This window comes from Pseudomonas shirazensis (assembly GCF_014268785.2).
Taxonomy (GTDB): Bacteria; Pseudomonadota; Gammaproteobacteria; order Pseudomonadales; family Pseudomonadaceae; genus Aquipseudomonas; species Aquipseudomonas shirazensis.
This window is the reverse complement of record NZ_JABWRD020000001.1, coordinates 297,978-315,222: the sequence shown is the minus strand read 5'-3', so window position 1 is coordinate 315,222 and position 17,245 is coordinate 297,978. Positions and strand designations below refer to the sequence as shown.

The 17,245-nt window shown below is 63.5% G+C and carries 16 protein-coding genes and 1 pseudogene; 5 read left to right on the top strand and 12 right to left on the bottom strand.

The genetic code is table 11. The features are described 5' to 3' along the window. Positions 1 to 2 precede the first annotated feature (2 nt). The 12 genes from kdpC to HU736_RS01340 all read right to left on the bottom strand — a co-directional run bounded on the left by kdpC (position 3) and on the right by HU736_RS01340 (position 10,552). Positions 3 to 581: a potassium-transporting ATPase subunit KdpC gene (kdpC, locus tag HU736_RS01395; protein WP_186698793.1), complete on the bottom strand. Its 579-nt coding sequence runs from the start codon at positions 579 to 581 to the stop codon at positions 3 to 5. A 10-nt stretch (positions 582 to 591) separates the two neighbouring features. After that, positions 592 to 2,646 carry a potassium-transporting ATPase subunit KdpB gene (kdpB, locus tag HU736_RS01390; RefSeq protein ID WP_186698791.1) on the bottom strand — a complete coding sequence of 685 codons (2,055 nt, stop codon included), beginning with the start codon at positions 2,644 to 2,646 and terminating at the stop codon, positions 592 to 594. A gap of 9 nt (positions 2,647 to 2,655) precedes the next feature. Continuing rightward, complete coding sequence (gene kdpA / locus HU736_RS01385; RefSeq protein WP_186698789.1) at positions 2,656 to 4,350, bottom strand: potassium-transporting ATPase subunit KdpA; 1,695 nt, start codon at positions 4,348 to 4,350, stop codon at positions 2,656 to 2,658. Between the two features lie 9 nt (positions 4,351 to 4,359). Further along, positions 4,360 to 4,449 carry a K(+)-transporting ATPase subunit F gene (gene kdpF, locus HU736_RS01380; RefSeq protein WP_101318193.1) on the bottom strand — a complete coding sequence of 30 codons (90 nt, stop codon included), beginning with the start codon at positions 4,447 to 4,449 and terminating at the stop codon, positions 4,360 to 4,362. Between the two features lie 114 nt (positions 4,450 to 4,563). Beyond that, the gene (locus tag HU736_RS01375; RefSeq protein ID WP_101322976.1) at positions 4,564 to 5,613 is read right to left on the bottom strand and encodes an AI-2E family transporter; all 1,050 of its coding nucleotides are present in this window, start codon (positions 5,611 to 5,613) and stop codon (positions 4,564 to 4,566) included. Positions 5,614 to 5,625: 12 nt separating this feature from the next. Then, a complete protein-coding gene (locus tag HU736_RS01370) occupies positions 5,626 to 6,408 on the bottom strand; it encodes a DUF4892 domain-containing protein (protein WP_186698787.1) in 783 nt (260 codons plus the stop codon). 109 nt (positions 6,409 to 6,517) lie between these two features. After that, a complete protein-coding gene (locus HU736_RS01365; RefSeq protein WP_186698785.1) occupies positions 6,518 to 7,372 on the bottom strand; it encodes an alpha/beta hydrolase in 855 nt (284 codons plus the stop codon). Then, the gene (locus tag HU736_RS01360) at positions 7,369 to 8,157 is read right to left on the bottom strand and encodes an alpha/beta fold hydrolase (protein WP_186698783.1); all 789 of its coding nucleotides are present in this window, start codon (positions 8,155 to 8,157) and stop codon (positions 7,369 to 7,371) included. Before HU736_RS01360 ends, HU736_RS01365 begins: the two co-directional genes overlap by 4 nt. A 102-nt stretch (positions 8,158 to 8,259) precedes the next feature. Then, positions 8,260 to 8,601 (bottom strand): hypothetical protein, encoded by a 342-nt coding sequence (locus HU736_RS01355; RefSeq protein ID WP_103436764.1) that lies wholly within the window; start codon positions 8,599 to 8,601, stop codon positions 8,260 to 8,262. A gap of 96 nt (positions 8,602 to 8,697) precedes the next feature. Beyond that, positions 8,698 to 9,156, bottom strand: a complete 459-nt coding sequence (gene sixA, locus HU736_RS01350) for a phosphohistidine phosphatase SixA (RefSeq protein WP_186698781.1) — start codon at positions 9,154 to 9,156, stop codon at positions 8,698 to 8,700. After that, a complete protein-coding gene (locus HU736_RS01345; RefSeq protein WP_186698779.1) occupies positions 9,153 to 9,500 on the bottom strand; it encodes a DUF4389 domain-containing protein in 348 nt (115 codons plus the stop codon). Before HU736_RS01345 ends, sixA begins: the two co-directional genes overlap by 4 nt. 26 nt (positions 9,501 to 9,526) lie before the next feature. Beyond that, positions 9,527 to 10,552, bottom strand: coding sequence for an NAD(P)H-dependent glycerol-3-phosphate dehydrogenase (locus tag HU736_RS01340; RefSeq protein WP_103436761.1), 1,026 nt, complete (start codon positions 10,550 to 10,552; stop codon positions 9,527 to 9,529). A gap of 186 nt (positions 10,553 to 10,738) precedes the next feature. Here HU736_RS01340 and HU736_RS01335 point away from each other — a divergent pair, with 186 nt between their 5' ends. The 5 genes and pseudogenes from HU736_RS01335 (at position 10,739) to fabB (ending at position 17,223) form a co-directional block, all read left to right on the top strand. Next, positions 10,739 to 12,853: a TonB-dependent receptor plug domain-containing protein gene (locus HU736_RS01335; RefSeq protein ID WP_186698777.1), complete on the top strand. Its 2,115-nt coding sequence runs from the start codon at positions 10,739 to 10,741 to the stop codon at positions 12,851 to 12,853. Next, positions 12,853 to 13,743: an ABC transporter substrate-binding protein gene (locus HU736_RS01330; protein ID WP_186698775.1), complete on the top strand. Its 891-nt coding sequence runs from the start codon at positions 12,853 to 12,855 to the stop codon at positions 13,741 to 13,743. The genes HU736_RS01335 and HU736_RS01330 overlap by 1 nt, the downstream gene beginning before the upstream one ends. Further along, a pseudogene (locus HU736_RS01325) lies at positions 13,740 to 15,248 on the top strand (ATP-binding protein); the annotation flags it as partial. The gene HU736_RS01330 and the pseudogene HU736_RS01325, both read left to right, overlap by 4 nt. A 227-nt stretch (positions 15,249 to 15,475) precedes the next feature. Then, positions 15,476 to 15,991 (top strand): 3-hydroxyacyl-[acyl-carrier-protein] dehydratase FabA, encoded by a 516-nt coding sequence (gene fabA / locus HU736_RS01320; protein ID WP_101318173.1) that lies wholly within the window; start codon positions 15,476 to 15,478, stop codon positions 15,989 to 15,991. Positions 15,992 to 16,002: 11 nt separating this feature from the next. After that, positions 16,003 to 17,223: a beta-ketoacyl-ACP synthase I gene (gene fabB / locus HU736_RS01315; RefSeq protein ID WP_101318171.1), complete on the top strand. Its 1,221-nt coding sequence runs from the start codon at positions 16,003 to 16,005 to the stop codon at positions 17,221 to 17,223. Positions 17,224 to 17,245 lie beyond the last annotated feature (22 nt).

Here is a 17,245-nt window from a genome sequence, read left to right as displayed (position 1 = left end):
TTTCATCCTTCACAATTGCGGTGATCAGCACAGCGGGTCAATTGCTCCAGCGCCTGATTCAGCGCCAGCACGTTGACCACCGGTGGGCCGATCAATGGCTGCAGGGTGGCCTCTTCGATCAGCCCTTGCAAGCGCTCTACCGGCAGTTTGCGCGCCGCCGCCACTCGGGGGATCTGATACGCCAGCGCTTGCGGCGACAGGTGCGGGTCGAGACCGCTGGCCGAGGTGGTCAGCAGGGCTTGCGGTACCGGCCCCAACTCGGCGCGATACAGCGTGCCTGCGTCTGCCTTGACCCGCTCGGCCAGAGCCGGATTGCTCGGCGCCAGATTGCTCGCGCCACTGGCCACGGTGGCATACGCCGCCGCAGACGGACGTGGGTGGAACCAGCCATCGCCAGTGAACGGTTGGGCGATCAGCGCCGAGCCGCGCACCTGGCCGTGCTCGTCGTGTACCAGGCTGCCGTTGGCCTGCGTGGGGAAGGCCACTTGCGCAACCGCCGTCACCGCCAGCGGATAAAGCGCGCCGGTGATCACTGTCATCAATACAACCAGGCTCAGGGCCGGGCGAAGGTAAGTAGTCATAACGGCCTCCTCAGACCAGGTGCAGGGCATTGAGCAGCATGTCGATCAGCTTGATCCCGGCAAACGGCACGATCAGGCCGCCGACACCGTAGATCAGCAAATTGCGCCGTAGCAGATGTGCGGCACTCGCTGCCTGCACCCTCACCCCACGCAGTGCCAAGGGGATCAGCGCGACAATGATCAGCGCGTTGAACACGATCGCCGAGAGGATCGCGCTCTGCGGGCTGGCCAGCTGCATCAGGTTGAGCACGCCCAGTTGCGGGTAGATCGCGGCAAACAGCGCCGGCAGGATGGCGAAGTACTTGGCCACGTCGTTGGCAATCGAGAAGGTGGTCAACGCACCGCGGGTGACCAGCAGCTCCTTGCCGACCTGGACCACATCGAGCAGCTTGGTCGGGTCGCTGTCGAGGTCGACCATGTTGGCCGCCTCACGCGCGGCCTGGGTGCCGTCGTTCATGGCCATGCCGACATCGGCCTGGGCCAGCGCCGGCGCATCGTTGGCGCCGTCGCCGCACATGGCGACCAATCGGCCGTCGTTTTGCTCTTGGCGAATGCGCGCCAGCTTCTTCTCCGGGGTGGCTTCGGCCAGTACATCATCGACGCCGGCTTCGGCGGCGATGGCAGCAGCGGTCAGCGGGTTATCGCCGGTCACCATCACCGTGCGGATGCCAAGCTTGCGCAGTTCGGCGAAGCGCTCGCGGATGCCTGGCTTGACCACGTCCTTGAGGTGGATCACGCCGAGCAGGCGCTGGTCTACACACACCAGCAGCGGCGTGCCGCCACTCTGGGCAATGCGCTCGACTTCCTTGGCCAGCGCCGATGGCATCTGCAAGCGCTCGATACCGATAAAGCCCAGCACCGCATCGACGGCGCCCTTGCGGTAGCGGCGCTGCTCGAAGTCGACGCCCGACAGCCGTGTCTCGGCGCTGAACGCCACCGGGCTGAACTGATCGGCGGCCGGCTCGTTGAAGTCGTGCAACTGGCGCAGGTATTCGACAATCGACTTGCCCTCGGCGGTGTCGTCGGCAAGCGACGCCAGCAAGGCGCCCTCGCCCAACTCCCTGGCCGTCACCGCTGGCGCTGTGTGCAGCGCGCTGCAGCGACGGTTGCCGAAAGTGATGGTGCCGGTCTTGTCGAGCATCAGCGTATGCACGTCGCCGGCCGCCTCCACTGCTCGCCCGGAGCGGGCAATCACGTTGAGCCGCACCAGTCGGTCCATGCCGGCGATGCCGATAGCCGAAAGCAGGCCACCAATGGTGGTCGGGATCAGCGTCACCAGCAGCGCGGCGAGGAAGATCAACGGCAGGCTGCCGCCGGCAAAGCGGGCGAAGGGCTGCAAGGTCACCACTACGATCAAGAAGATCAGGGTCAGGCCGATCAGCAGGATGTCGAGGGCAATCTCGTTCGGGGTCTTCTGTCGCTTGGCCCCTTCGACCAGGGCGATCATGCGGTCCAGGGTCGATTCGCCCGGGTTGCTGGTGATGCTGATGAGCAGCCAGTCGGAGACCAGCCGGGTGTTGCCGGTGACGGCGGAGCGGTCCCCACCGGACTCGCGGATGACCGGCGCCGATTCGCCAGTGATGGCCGCCTCATTGACCGCCGCGATGCCTTCGAGCACCTCGCCGTCGCCGGGAATCAGCTCACCGGCCACCACCTTGACCACATCGTCTTTGCGTAGCGCGCTGGCGGCAACCGTTTCGAAGCTGCCATCGGCACGCCGGCGCTGCGCATTCAAGCCTTGGCTGCCGGCCTTGAGGCTGTCGGCGCGTGCCTTGCCGCGGCCCTCGGCCAGCGCTTCGGCAAAGTTGGCGAACAGCACGGTGAACCACAGCCACAGCGCGATCTGGATCGCCACCGCAGTGCTGACACCGCTCTCTGGCGCAAAACACAGCAGCGTAGTCAGCAGCGCCGTCAGCGCCACCACCAGCATCACCGGGGAACGCTTGAGCTGACGCGGGTCGAGCTTGACCAGCGCCTGTATCAGGGCGGGCCGCCACAATGCGGCGAAGCGGGTCTGATCAGTGCCAGGGCGTGGCGCCTGGACTTGAGCAATAGGCATGTTCATGTTGATTCCTCAGAAACCCAGGCTCAGTTGTTCAGCAATCGGCCCCAGGGCCAGGCTTGGCAGGAAGGTCAGGCCGCCCATCAGCAGGATGATCACCAGCAGCAAACCGGTGAACAGCGGGCCGTGGGTGGGGAAGCTGTTCTGCCCCTGCGGTGCGCGGTTCTTCGCCGCCAGGCTGCCGGCCAGGGCCAGCACCGGCAGGATGTAGCCCAAGCGGCCAATGAGCATGGCCAGGGCGATCATGACGTTGTGGTACACCGTGTTGGCGCCAAAGCCGGCGAAGGCCGAGCCGTTGTTGGCGGTGCCAGAGGTGTAGGCGTAGAGCAGTTGGCTGAAGCCGTGCGCGCCGGGGTTGCTGACCGCACCGGCAGGGCCTGGCAGGCTGGCCGCGAGGGCGCCGAGCACCAGCACGCCAAGCGGCATCACCAGCAAGGTCGCCACCAGCAGTTGGACTTCCCGCGCTTGCAGCTTCTTGCCCAGATATTCAGGCGTGCGACCGATCATCAGCCCCGCCAGAAACACTGCAATCAAGACGAACAGGAGCATGCCGTAGAGGCCCGCACCAACGCCGCCGAAGATCACCTCGCCGACCATCATGTTGAGCATCGCGACCATCCCGGTCAGCGGGTTGAGGCTGTCGTGCATGGCGTTTACCGAGCCGTTGGAAGCGGCGGTAGTAGTGATTGTCCAGAGCACCGAGCCGGTGGTGCCGAAGCGGCTTTCCTTGCCCTCCATCGGTGCCGATTGCTGCACCTGCTCACTGATCAGCGCTGGATTGGGCTGGTACTCGGCACACAGCGCAGTAGCCCCGCCGATCAGAAACAACGCCAGCATGCAGGCGAGAATCGCCCGGCTCTGGCGCAGGTCCTTGACGTAGTGGCCGAAGGTGAACACCAGCGCCACCGGGATCAGGATGATCGACGCCAGCTCGAACAGGTTGCTCCAGGCCGTGGGGTTTTCGAATGGATGGGCCGAGTTGACACCAAAGAAGCCGCCGCCATTGGTGCCCAGTTGCTTGATTGCGATCTGGCTTGCGGCCGGCCCGAGCGGGATAGTCTGGTCAGCGCCTTGCAGGGTCACGGCATGGGCGTAATCGGCAAAGGTCTGTGGCACGCCCTGCCACACCAGCAACAGCGCCAGCAGCAGGCACAGCGGCAACAGGCCGTAGAGGGTGGCGCGGGTCAGGTCGACCCAGAAGTTGCCGACCGTTGTGGCCGAACGCCGGGCAATCCCGCGGCACAGCGCGACCAGCACGGCCAGGCCGGTCGCGGCGCTGACGAAGTTCTGCACGGTCAGGCCGAGCATCTGGCTCAGGTAACTCAGCGACGCTTCGCCACTGTAGGCCTGCCAGTTGGTGTTGGTGACAAAGCTCACCGCCGTGTTCAATGCCAACGACCAGTCCTGGCCCGGCAACCGTTGCGGATTGAGTGGTAGGTAACCCTGCAGCATCAACACGGCGAACAGCAGGACAAACCCGGCCAGGTTGAACGTCAGCAGGGCCAGCGCGTACTGCTTCCAGTTGTGCTCCTGCTCGGCCTGGACGCCCGCCAGCCGGTAGCAGCCGCGCTCCAGCGGGCCGAGCGCCGGCGACAGCCAGGTGCGCTGGCCTTCCATGACCTTGTAGTAGAAGCGCCCGAGCCAGGGCGCGGGTAGCAGCACGATGGCGAAAAACGCCAGCAGCAAGGCGAAGTCATAACTGTGCATGGCCGCTCCCTAGCTGTGGTCGGCGCGCAACAGCGCGACCAGCAGGTAAACCGCCAACGCCACTGCCAAGAGCAGTGACACGCCTTCAAGCATGTACATGAGCCAATCTCCCCGGAATGCGGCGTGGGCCGCTTTGCGAGGATTGTCCTGGGGATGGCCGTAAAGGAACGAGAGCGAGCGCTGGTTCAGCGCATAAAGAAAGCGTAAAGCCTGCTAGGGCTGCACGCTCGGCTGAGTGCTGCGGCTCCAGTCCAGCAACAGGCTGTAGGCCACGGCGAGCAGGGTCGGGCCGATGAACAGGCCGATGAAGCCAAACGCGATCAGGCCGCCGAATACCCCAAGCAGCACGATCACCAGCGGCAGATTGCCGCCACGGCTGATCAGGTACGGTTTGAGCACGTTGTCCACGCCGCTGATGACGAAGGTGCCCCAGATACCGAGAAACACTGCCATGCCGTAGTGCCCCTGCCACACCAGCCACGCGGTGGCGGGCAGCCAGGCCAGCGGCGGCCCCATCGGAATCAGGCTGAGCATGAAGGTCACCAGACCGAGCACAATCGCCCCCGGCACGCCAGCGATGAGGAAACCGATCATCGCCAGCAGGCCTTGCGCCGCCGCCGTGCCGATCACGCCGTTGACTACGCGCTGCACGGTGCCGGCGACCAGTTCCAGGTAGTACTCGGCGCGCTCGCCGATCAGCCGCTGCAGCAGGCGCAGGACAAATGCCGCCAGCCGCGGGCCGTCGCGGTAGAAGAAGAATACAAAGACCAGGCTCAACGACAGCTCGAGCACGCCGCCGCCAATTTGCGCGCTGCGCGCCAGCAGCCAGTTGCCGACCTGGCCGAAGTAAGGTTTGGCCGATGCCAGCAGCGCCGCGCCCTGCTGGTCAAGGGAGTTCCACCAGGTCAGCAGGCGCTCACCGACCAGCGGAATGCTGCCCAGCCAGGCCGGTGCCTCGGGCAGACCATCGACCTGCACATCGCGGATAAACGCCGTGGCATCGCGAATATGGTCAGCCAAGTTGAAGCCGAGCCACACCAGTGGCAGCGCCACGATCAGAATCCACAGGGTGGTCAGCACCGCCGCAGCCAGGGTTTCACGTCCGCCCAGCCAACGGGTGAGCAAGCGCATCAGCGGCCAGCTGGCAAACGCCAGGATTGCCCCCCACAGCAGCGCCGAGATGAACGGCGCCATTACCCACAAGCCGGCGCCCAGCAGCGCCAACAGCAGAATCTGTACTAGCAGGCGATCATTGTTGGCCACAGGTGCACTCACTTAACGAATCAATTCCAGATGCAACCCCTCGGTCTCGGCAGTGCCGACCTCCAGCCGTGCAGCGCGTACGCCCATCTTGACCAACTGCTCGCGCCAATCTTCAGCCTGCTTGCCACTCAGGCTGACCCGCAAAGTGCTGTCCAGATTCAGGCTGCGACCGAGCAGGGTCACCCAGGCCGGCAACGGTGCCGTCAGGTCAGGATAGTCAAGCTTGCCGGTGTCGCGCAGCTCACGCATGACCGTGGCCGAGGTCGGCAGCAGCTCGCCCAGCGGCGACTCGGCAACAAATTCCTCGACATGCAGGTAAACCCGCTTGTTACCCGCAGTGACGCTGTACAAGGCAACCAACGTATCGGCTTCTTCGGCCGCGCGGCGCAGCAGGATAAACGCCTGCTGCTCATCGCCGCCGTTGAGCCTGGCGTTCTTGAACACCTCATTGGCCCACAGGCTGGCTTCGCCGCAGTCGCGTTTTTCACACCAGAACAGCGGATAACCGCCCTCCTCCTGCAGTGCTTCGCGGGCGCTGGTAAAGGCTTCGCGTGCGGTGCGCTCGGCGGGCAACTGGTAGGTCACCGAGCTGACCTGGCCGCGGCTCTCGACCTTGTCGTCAACCCGCAGACGGCCGCTGATCTTGCGCAACGGGCCAAGTGGATAAACCCGCTCCTGCTCCAGCGCCGGGCGCTGATCGACTATCTTGGCGTCCAGCGGTACCGGCAGGCTGCCGGCCCACAACAGCGGGCTGGCAAGGCCCAGACAGCCGGCAACGAGAATTCGAATACTCATCGGCCTCCCTTGCCGCTGGCGGCGTGGGTGGCGAGGGGGTAAATGTCAGGCATGTCCATGGTTGTCTCCCTGTTCAGCCTGCCAAGCCTCGGCACTTGTCCGGAGCAAGTCAAGAAAACCCGCAGAAGCGATTGATACAGTCTGCGACAAGGGTCGCGCCCTGCTCGTCGTTCAGGTGCAAGTGATGACCGCCAGGCAGGCGCACCTGCTCGAAGGGTAGCTGCTCCAGCAGCGCCGTGTGCCGCGCGAGCATGCCATCCGCCGCAACCACCAGGCAGGTCGGGCATTCGATGTGCTGAACAAAGGCCATGGCCTGCGCCTCACTCAGGCGCGCTGGCGACGGCAGGGTTAGACGACTGTCGCTGCGCCAGCTGTAGCCGCCCGGCACCGGCATCAGGCCGCGTTGGGCGAGCAGCTCGGCGGCTTCGCGGCTGACCGCGACCATACCCTTCATACGCGCCTCGATGCCTTGTTCGAGGCTCGGATAGATCGACTTGCGTTTGCTGTCCAGGCGTAACTGCGCCTGCAGGGCCATGCCCAGCCGCTGCGCAGCATCCTGCTCGGCGCCGGTAGGCGGCAGCACGCCGTCGATCAGCAGCAAGCGACTGATACGCTCTGGCAGCGCTCCGGCCAGCTGCACCGAAATGATTGCGCCCAACGAATGGCCAAGCAGGCCAAAGCGCTGCCAGCCGAGCTGCTCGGCAACCCGCACGACATCGTGGGCATAATCGGCCAGCGCATAGCTGGCACCCGCCGGGCGATGGTCCGAATAACCATGGCCAGCCAGATCCAGCGCAACGATACGCAACCCGCGCAGCAGCGGCGCCAGCCGGGCGAAGCTGTTGGCATTGTCCAGCCAGCCGTGCAGCGCGATCACTGGCTCGCCATCCTGCGGGCCAAACAGATGTGCCGCCAATTCGATGTGGCCCAGATTGAGCCGGATTTCCTCGACCTGCGCGCTCATGGCTGCCCCCAACGATCAAACAGTCCTTTGATCAAGCTGGCGGTATCAGCGGGGCGCTCCAGCGGGAACATATGCCCGCCCGGCACGCTGTGGTATTCGCCCAGCGGCATGCTGCGCACGGCAAAGGCGTGATGGCGGCGGATCACCCGGCTGCGATCGCCGCGAACCATGGCCAGCGGCACCTGCAGTTGGCGCGCCGGTGCCGGGCTCAAGTGCGGGATACTGCGATAGATGCTGATCTCGGTGGCAGGATCGAAGCGCAGGCGCAGCCCCCCGTCAGCGGCTTCCAGACCATGCTCCAGATAGGCCTCGAGGCAGTCTGGGTCAAAATGACGGAACAGCGTCTTGCCAGTGAAGTAGCCCCGCGCACTGTCCCGATCAGCAAACACAGCGCGGCGGTTCAGAGTACGCCCAGCCGGGGTAATGCGGTCGATGAAGCCAAAGCGTTTGGCCGTGCGCAGCAGCCACTGATCGGCGCGGGTCAACACTGGCGAATCGAGCATGACCACGCCGCGGTAATACTGCGGGCAGCGCAGCGCCGCGTGCAGGTGCAATAGCCCGCCCAAAGAATGGCCAACACCCCACACCGGCCCTGGCTGCCGAGCCAGGTGGTGGAGCAGTTCATCGACCAGGTTGAGCCAGTTGTCATCGACCGGGAAGCGCGGGTCGTGGCCGTGCTGGAGCAGATGCTGAACCTGATAGTCCGGCGCGAGCGCAGCAAACAGTTTGCCGTAGGTGGCCGAGGGGAAGCCATTGGCATGGGCGAAGAAGATTTGCTGCGACATGGCCGCCTGCTCTCACGAAAAGATTGCCCATTGTCGGCAAGCGCAGCGGCGGCGGCAACGTCCGGATAGGTCATCGCCAAGGGCGTTCAGGTCATCGCCGGTTCAATCGAAGCTGGCCATCGACCGGCGCAGGCACGCCTGCATGTAGGCCAATTGATACTCGAGTGCCTCGCGAGCCTGGGCCTTGTCCGCTTCTTCGAGCTTGGAGCGGCGCAGCGCAAGGCAGCAGGTCTGCAGCAGATGCGCCATACGAATGCTCGCCTGGCGCAGTTGCTCAAGCTCATATTGGCCTTCGCACTTGCCCAGCAGGCGATTGAAGCTGGCATCCGCGCAATCCTGCAGCAAACGGTGCTCGGCAAAGTCCGGTACGCCATGCTCGTTCAGTTTGTCCAGCACCCGCTGTGGGCTCACCGAGCTCACCAATTCAAGACGTCGACTACTCATCCACTACTCCCTGTTACACGGTTCGACTCTCACGCGATCAACGCTAGCAATCAGCCGAACGCCCAGGCAACTGGCAAAAATGCCAGTTGCCGCAGGCTAGCCGGAATGACTCAAGGCTTTCAGTGACATCAATCCAGGCAACGGCCAGTCCCCTTCCAGCTCGGCCAGGCTGGCGGTGCTCATGGCTGCCGGCTGTTGCAAATGGCCGTGTTCAAGCATGCCGACCAATGCGCCTACCAGCGGCTGGTGGCTGACCAGCAAGACGTGCTCAAAGCCCAATTGTTCAAGCTCGGCGATGGCTTCACGCACGCTGCTTTCTGGGGTTAGCCAGGCCACCGTACGCAGCGGCTGAGCAAAATCGAGGGTTTCCTGCACCAATGCAGCGGTTTGCTGAGCACGCACGTAAGGGCTCACCAGAATCGCTTGCAGTGGTTGCCCCAGCAGCCGCGCTGCGCTGTACAGGACCTGCTCGCGGCCGTGGCTGGTCAGGCGCCGTTCGGCATCGCTATTGGCGCGTGGCTCGGCTTCGCCGTGACGCAGGATCCACAGTTTCACAGCTTGGGCTCCTCATCACGCACCGGATGGGGCGCGGGGGCTACAACGTGTGGCGCCTCCCCCTCGGGTGCGCGCGGGGTTGGCCAATCGGAAAACGGCCACGGCTTGCGATCGCTGTGAAAGGTGCCAAAGCGGCCGATCTGCGCCAGAAACTGGCTCAGGCTGTCGCCAAAGTTCATCAGGCTGGCACTCGGCGCGCCGTATACCAGACGGTAGATCAGCTGCACCAGCACCAGGCCGGCCAGCAGCAATTCGGCCAACTGCCAGACCACCAGGAACACGAGCATCCACAGCACCCGCAGGATGATCGATTCGCGCTCCACGCGCTCGGGGGTATCGCTCATGTATTGCTCCTTGCTGTGCTCAGCGTTTAGTTGAAACCGCTGGTGGAAATGAAGTCGACGTCGGTTTTCGGTTCGGCGCGCATCAGGTGTTCGATGACCTGATTCAAGGTGCGCCCTTCGAACAGGATCGCATGCAGCCCGGCTACCAGTGGCATGTACACCTGGGCGTCATCGGCCTTGGCCTTGAGCACCTTGATGGTGTTCACGCCCTCGGCCACTTCGCCCAGCCGGCTCACCGCTTCTTCCAGCGACAAACCCTGGCCCAGCGCATAGCCGACCTGGTAGTTGCGGCTTTTCGGCGACGAGCATGTGACGATCAGGTCACCGACTCCGGCAAGGCCGAGGAAGGTCATCGGGTTGGCCCCCAGGCTGACGGCGAACCGAGTCATTTCGGCCAGCGCGCGGGTGATCAGCATGCTCTTGGTGTTTTCACCCATGCCCAGCGCCACGGCCATACCGGCAATGATCGCGTAGACGTTTTTCAGTGCGCCGCCCAGTTCGACACCGAAGCGGTCGGCACTGGCATAGACGCGGAAGGTGCGCCCGTGCAGTACCTCTTGCACGCTCAGGCACAGCGCTTCGTCTTCGCTGGCGACCACCGTGGCGGTCAGTGCGTGTTCGGCGATTTCGCGCGCAAGGTTGGGCCCGGAGAGCACCCCAATACGCGCCTCGGGGGCGATTTCTTCGAGAATCTGGCTCATCAGCTTGAAGCTCTGCGCCTCGATGCCCTTGGTCAGGCTCACCAGGCACTTGCCGCGCAGCAGCGCGGCATGCGGCGCCAGTACGCTGCGCAAGGCGCTGGATGGCAGCGCAACAAAAATCAATTGTGCAGCTTGCAGGGTGGCCAGCAGGTCATTGACCGGCTCGACGCCGTCCTGCAAGCGGATACCTTTGAGGTAGCGCGGGTTTTCGCGGTTGACGCGCATCGCTTGCGCCTGGTCCGGATCGCGCATCCACTGGCGCACAGGGTTGCCGTTTTCGGCCAGCAGGTTGGCCACGGCGGTGCCGAAGCTGCCGCCTCCAAGAACTGCAACAGGTTGCTGTTCAGTCATATCCAGTCCGTTAAAGCCAAAGTTGAGTGGCGACGGGCGCATTATACGGGCCAGATGCGGCATAACCAGAGGCACGCAGTGTCAGCCTGTTACCCGCTCGACGGCGTAGCCAGCATGGATGGGGCTGCTGGAAAAACCTCTGCGGTCGGTTAACATGCGCGTTTCCTGCTGAAACAAGGCTGTAACGTGTTGTCTGGCACGCCGCCCTTCCCTCGCCTGCTATTACTGACTGCCCTGCTTGGCGGGCCAGCTGTGGCCGACGACCTGTTTATTGACAACCAGGACCTGCCGCAAGTTCTCACTGCCACTCGACTTAAACAATCTGCAGCCGGCGTACCGGGCAGCATGACTGTGCTCGACAGCCAGTTGATCCGCGCCAGCGGCGCCCGCGACATCCCCGAGCTCTTGCGGCTGGTGCCGGGCATGATGATCGGCTACAGCGCCAGCAACCAGCCGACGGTCAACTACCATGGCAGCAACGTCAGCGAGGCGCGGCGCATGCAGGTGCTGATCGACGGCCGCTCGGTGTACCGCGCAGGCCTGGCCACCGTCGACTGGAGCGATATCCCGGTAGCACTTGAGGATATTGAGCGGATCGAGGTGTTTCGCGGGCCAAACACGGTCAGTTATGGCGCCAATGCCCTGATGGCGGTGGTCAACATCCTCACCCGAAGCCCTGCCGACAGCCAGGGCACGCGCCTCAAGCTGAGCCGCGGGGCGGATGGCGTCAACGACTTTTACGCCAGCCAGGGTTTGGGCTGGGAGGGCGGCGACCTGCGTCTGTCAATGTCCGGACAGGAGGATGACGGCTTCGATCACGACCAGTCGGGCACTGACTACCGCGACAGCCGCCGGCTCAACCGGATCAACCTGAGCGTGCTGCAGCAATTGGCGAGCAACCAAACGCTGGAGTGGCAACTGGCGGCCAAGGAAGGCAGCAATCAGCGCCCCTACACCTATCAGCCGGTGTTTCCCTACGTCACCGCCCGTGGCAACAACGCAGACGTCAAGGCCAAGGACTACGCTGGCTCGCTGCGCTGGAACATTGATTTCAATGACCAGCACAGTCTCTATGTACAGGGCTCGGCGCAGCACTTCGACCGCCAGCAAGTGTGGCGTGCCTGCGATGCGGCATTGTCGTTCAGCCCAGCCCTGACTCGACTGTGGCAGCTCGACTCGAACTACGCCGAACAGGTCGCCCGCAACATCGTCAACCCGCCGGCCAACAACAATCCTGCGCTGCAGGCACTGCGCGATCAGGTCAAGACCCAATGGGACAGCCAGGGCGGCAGCCAGGTCGTGTGCGGTGATGTCGACCAAAGCACCCGGGAAACCCGCTACGACCTGGAAATCCAGGACACCCTGAGCCTGACCGACAACCTGCGCCTGCTCAGCGGCGCCAACTTTCGCTATGACCAGGCTGACTCGCAGACCTATTTCAATGGCACCCTGAGCGACCAGACCTGGCGCCTGTTCGGCCAGCTGGAATGGCGCGCCGACAAGCACTGGATCATCCAGGGCGGAACCATGTTCGAGGACAGCCGCCTGTCCGGCAGCTCGCTGACGCCGCGCCTGGCGGTCAACTACCTGATCACCCCGCGTCATGGCCTGCGCGCGGTGTATTCCGAAGCAGTGCGCTCACCCGACATGTTCGAGAACAACGTCAACTGGAGCTATACGGTCAATAACCTCAGCCCCTATCAGCCTGGTCTGGGCAGGGGCGAGTACTTCGTCAAGACCCGCGGCCCGGGCGATCTCGATCAGGAGCGGATGCGCTCGCGTGAACTGGGCTACAACGGCAGCTTCAGCGAAATCGGTCTGAACCTTGACCTGAAGGTCTTCTACGACGAAATCAGCGGCATGATCAGCGAGCCGCTGCGCAACAACCAGTACATCGCCAGTAACAGCAACAAGGCCCGCTTCAGCGGCAGTGAGCTGCAACTCGACTGGCGCCTTGGCCAGCGTGACCGGCTGCGCCTGACCTACGCTTATGTCGACGCCTGGGCCAGCAACCGCAACGACAGCGAAGCCAGTGCGCGCAATAGCGGCTCTGCAGGCTGGTTGCGCGACTGGGGCGATGGCTGGTCGAGTGCGCTGTTCTACTACGGCGATGACGCGCTTAACCAGTATCGCTATGAGCGGGTTGACCTGCGCCTGGCCAAGCGCTTGCGCATTCGGCGCAGCAACCTTGAGCTGGCCGCACTGTGGCAGCAGCGTCTGGACGATGAACCGATCACCCTCGCGCAGAACCGCTACGACAGTCGTCAGCGCCTGAGCGTCAGCGCGGAGCTGGAGTTCTGATGGCGCGCCTGCTCGGCCTGCTGCTGATCTGCCTGTGGCCACTGGCGACACTGTCGGCCAATGAGGTGCTGGTAGTCGGCGCCAGCGACCAGGCTGGAATGCGCAGCTTCGCCCAGGCACTGCAAGTTCGCCGTGGCAATGATCAGGTGCGTTTCCAACCCGTCTCAAGCTTGCCACCACCCAGCCAACTGTCGCGTGACCTGCGCCTGATCTTGCTCGACCGCGCCGCGCTGCAATGGCGCATGAGCGAATCCGCCGGGCCGCGCGCATTGCTCATGCGGGTCAGCCGCGTCGAGGCCGAACAACTGCTGGGGGCAGATCGCCCGGGCTACCTGAGCCTGCTCTGGAACGATCCGCCGCTGGCCCGGCAGTTGCGCCTGACCCGCTTGCTGATGCCGCAGGCACGGCGAATCGGCGTGCTCTATGGCCAGCACAGCCACTTTTTGCTCAATGAGTTGCGCCAGGCCGCACGGCCACTGGGGCTTGAGATCGTTGCCCAGCACTGGCCAGACCTGCGCGACAGCCGCCCGCTACAGCAAGTGCTGGCTGACAGCGACGTACTGCTCGGCCTGGATGACCCTGATCTGTATAACGCCAAGACCGCGAAAAACGTCTTGCTCAGTAGCTACGGCCGGCAAATGGCGCTGATCGGCCCCAACGCCGGCTTTGTCCGTGCCGGCGCCTTGGCCAGCACCTACAGCGACCAGGACGACTGGCTGGCAGTGCTCGATCAATTGCTCGATCAGCCGCCAGCTCGCTGGCCACGCAGCTTGTATCCCGCCCATTACGGCGTCAGCGGCAACCAACAGGTGGCGCGCGCGCTGGGCCTCGAACCGATCGACCCGCAGGCCGCTGCACTGGCCCTGGCCGCAGGAGAGTCCACCCCATGAGCAAACGCCTGAGCTGGGATATCCATACCCGCACCCAGATCATCAGCCTGGGGCCGGCCCTGCTGCTGACGCTGCTGCTGATCAGCTTCTTCACCTTCGTGCGCATTCAGGATTTGCGTCAGGAGCTCAATCACACCGGGCAACTGATCGCCAATCAGCTGGCCCCGGCTTCCGAATACGGGGTTATCTCAGGCAACAATGAAGTGCTCGACAGCCTGATGCGCGCCACTTTGAGCATCCCCCATGTGCGCTTCCTCGAGGTTCAGGACGGCCGCAACAATATTCTGGTGTACGTCGAGCAGGCCGATGAGAGCGCCAACCGCGCACAGCGGGTCGAGGTGTTCCAGGCGCCGATCCGTCTGCAGCAGATTCGCCTGGACAGTGACTTCCTGCCACCCACCAACACCACCTTGCCGGGCATCACCGATGATTACCTGGGCCGGGTCATCGTCGGCATGTCGGACGATGCCTTCAACCAGCGCCAGCAGGAGATTGTGATCAAGGCCGGCATCCTCGCCCTGTTTGCCCTGCTCTTCACGTTCCTGGTGGCGCGGCGCCTGGCACGCAGCCTGGCCGAGCCGATCAGCGATATGGGGCTTGCCGTCAAGGCGATTCAGCAAGGCACCTTCAATACCCCGGTGCCGGTGGTCGATGACAATGAACTGGGCAACCTGGCACGGCACATCAACAACCTCGCCAGCGCCCTTGAGCAGGCCAGCCAGGAGCAGCGTCAGGCAATCGCGCAACTGACCCAGGCGCGCGAGGAAGCCGAACAGGCCAACCGCGCCAAGTCGGACTTTCTAGCGATGATGAGCCACGAGTTGCGCACACCGATGAACGGCGTGCTTGGCATGCTGCAGTTACTGGAAACCACCCAGATGACCGTCGAGCAGGCCGAGTACACCTCTGTCGCCAGTGAATCGACCGGGCATCTGCTCAAAGTCATCAATGACATCCTCGATTTCTCGCGTATCGAGCGCACCGAGCTTGAGCTGGAACACATCGAATTCAGCCTTGGCGAACTGATCAGCAGCAGTGTGCAAGCCTTCCAACACAGCGCCCAGCAGCGTGGCCTGGGCTTGCACCTGCAGTTGCCCGCTGGCGCCGAGCACATGCGCGTCTATGGCGACCCGACGCGGATTCGCCAAATCCTGCTCAACCTGATTGGCAATGCATTGAAATTTACCGAGCAAGGCAGGGTCGAAATCGAGCCGCGCTGGCAATTGGCCGATACGGGTGGGCTATGGTTCACCTGCGCGGTTCGCGACACCGGCATCGGCATCGACGACCAGCATATGGAAAGCATGTTCGTTGCCTTCCAGCAGGCCGACAGTTCGATCTCGCGCCGCTACGGCGGCACCGGGTTGGGGTTGGCCATCGCGCGAAGCCTGGCAGAGCGCATGGGCGGCCGCCTGCACGCACAGAGCCGCGCGGGGCGGGGCTCGACGTTCACCCTGGAAATACCGCTGACGCTTGCGGCCGCCAGCCACCCGGCCAGACAGCCGTGACTGGCGATAAATGTTAAAGTGCGGCAGTCTTAATGCTGGACAGGCGCGCCGCTGGGCCTGAAAATACCGGTTTCAGTGAACACCTGTACTCATTTACCAGGATCACTGTGACTTTCACCACAACGCAATAGTCTATCTGTAGGCTGCCGCCTTGAGCCCGTTGGTGCTCAGGGATGGCCGGGAAGATTCATCCCCTGCCGCATGGGGATTATTGAGGAGCTCGCATGACCAAACAAAACGCCTTTACTCGGGAAGACCTGCTGCGCTGCAGTCGCGGTGAGCTGTTCGGCCCAGGTAACGCGCAACTGCCCGCCCCCAACATGTTGATGGTTGATCGCATCACGCATATCAGCGAGGAAGGCGGCAAGTTCGGCAAAGGTGAATTGGTCGCTGAGCTGGATATCACTCCAGACCTGTGGTTCTTTGCCTGTCACTTCGAAGGTGATCCGGTCATGCCGGGCTGCCTGGGCCTCGATGCCATGTGGCAGCTGGTCGGCTTCTTCCTCGGCTGGCAGGGCTTGCCGGGTCGCGGTCGCGCACTGGGCTCTGGCGAAGTGAAATTCTTCGGCCAGGTGTTGCCTACTGCGAAGAAAGTCACCTACAACATTCATATCAAGCGCGTCCTGAAAGGCAAGCTGAACATGGCCATCGCCGATGGCTCGGTCAGTGTCGACGGCCGCGAGATCTACACGGCCGAAGCCCTCCGGGTCGGCGTGTTCACCTCCACTGACAATTTCTAAGGGTTATTCGCATGCGCCGCGTCGTTATCACTGGTCTGGGCATCGTATCTTGCCTGGGCAATGACAAAGAGACCGTCACCGAAAACCTGCGCAAGAGCCGTCCGGGCATTCGTTTCAACCCGGAATACAAGGAAATGGGGCTGCGCAGCCAGGTTTCCGGTTCCATCGACCTGAACCTCGAAGAACTGATCGACCGCAAGGTGTTCCGCTTCGTCGGCCACGCTGCTGCCTACGCCTACCTGGCAATGCAGGACGCGATCAAGGATTCGGGGCTGAGCGAAGAGCAGGTTTCCAACCCACGCACCGGCCTGGTAGCAGGCTCCGGCGGCGCATCGACCCTGAACCAGATGGAAGCGCTGGACACCCTGCGCGAGAAAGGCGTCAAGCGCGTCGGTCCGTACCGGGTTACCCGCACCATGGGCAGCACCGTTTCCGCGTGCCTGGCCACGCCGTTCAAGATCAAGGGTATCAACTACTCGATCTCGTCGGCCTGCGCTACCAGCGCACACTGCATCGGTACCGCTCTGGAGCAGATCCAGTGGGGCAAGCAGGACATTGTCTTTGCCGGTGGCGGTGAAGAAGAGCACTGGAGCCAGTCGTTCCTGTTCGATGCCATGGGCGCCCTGTCGACCAAGCGCAACGAAACGCCTGAGCTGGCTTCGCGCGCCTACGACGCCGACCGTGACGGTTTCGTCATCGCTGGCGGCGGCGGCATGGTCGTGGTCGAAGAGCTGGAACACGCCCTCGCCCGCGGTGCCAAGATCTACGCTGAAATCGTCGGCTACGGTGCAACTTCCGACGGTTACGACATGGTCGCTCCAAGCGGCGAAGGCGCGATCCGCTGCATGCAGCAGGCGCTGTCGACCGTTGATACACCAATCGACTACCTCAACACTCACGGCACCTCGACTCCGGTCGGCGACGTTGCCGAGATGAAAGGTGTTCGTGAAGTGTTCAAGGACAAGGCACCAAAGATCAGCTCGACCAAGAGCCTGTCCGGCCACTCGCTGGGCGCCGCTGGCGTGCACGAGGCGATCTACTGCCTGCTGATGATGGAAAACAACTTCATCGCCGGCTCCGCCAACATCGATGAGCTGGACCCGGAAGTTGCTGACCTGCCGATCCAGCGTGAAACCATCGAAAACGCGAAGATCGACACCGTCATGAGCAACAGCTTCGGCTTCGGCGGCACCAACGCCACCCTGGTGCTCAAGCGCTGGGAAGGCAAGTAAGGCCTGACTGCTGCACTGAAAA

What these genes read in the sequence shown, in the direction of transcription:
- fabA (WP_101318173.1), top strand. Translation starts at nt 15,476, where the DNA reads ATGACCAAACAAAACGCCTTTACTCGGGAAGACCTGCTGCGCTGCAGT.
- HU736_RS01360 (WP_186698783.1), bottom strand. Translation starts at nt 8,157, where the DNA reads ATGTCGCAGCAAATCTTCTTCGCCCATGCCAATGGCTTCCCCTCGGCC.
- kdpF (WP_101318193.1), bottom strand. Translation starts at nt 4,449, where the DNA reads ATGTACATGCTTGAAGGCGTGTCACTGCTCTTGGCAGTGGCGTTGGCG.
- HU736_RS01330 (WP_186698775.1), top strand. Translation starts at nt 12,853, where the DNA reads ATGGCGCGCCTGCTCGGCCTGCTGCTGATCTGCCTGTGGCCACTGGCG.
- kdpB (WP_186698791.1), bottom strand. Translation starts at nt 2,646, where the DNA reads ATGAACATGCCTATTGCTCAAGTCCAGGCGCCACGCCCTGGCACTGAT.
- HU736_RS01345 (WP_186698779.1), bottom strand. Translation starts at nt 9,500, where the DNA reads ATGAGCGATACCCCCGAGCGCGTGGAGCGCGAATCGATCATCCTGCGG.
- fabB (WP_101318171.1), top strand. Translation starts at nt 16,003, where the DNA reads ATGCGCCGCGTCGTTATCACTGGTCTGGGCATCGTATCTTGCCTGGGC.
- HU736_RS01340 (WP_103436761.1), bottom strand. Translation starts at nt 10,552, where the DNA reads ATGACTGAACAGCAACCTGTTGCAGTTCTTGGAGGCGGCAGCTTCGGC.
- HU736_RS01365 (WP_186698785.1), bottom strand. Translation starts at nt 7,372, where the DNA reads ATGAGCGCGCAGGTCGAGGAAATCCGGCTCAATCTGGGCCACATCGAA.
- HU736_RS01355 (WP_103436764.1), bottom strand. Translation starts at nt 8,601, where the DNA reads ATGAGTAGTCGACGTCTTGAATTGGTGAGCTCGGTGAGCCCACAGCGG.
- kdpA (WP_186698789.1), bottom strand. Translation starts at nt 4,350, where the DNA reads ATGCACAGTTATGACTTCGCCTTGCTGCTGGCGTTTTTCGCCATCGTG.
- HU736_RS01370 (WP_186698787.1), bottom strand. Translation starts at nt 6,408, where the DNA reads ATGAGTATTCGAATTCTCGTTGCCGGCTGTCTGGGCCTTGCCAGCCCG.
- kdpC (WP_186698793.1), bottom strand. Translation starts at nt 581, where the DNA reads ATGACTACTTACCTTCGCCCGGCCCTGAGCCTGGTTGTATTGATGACA.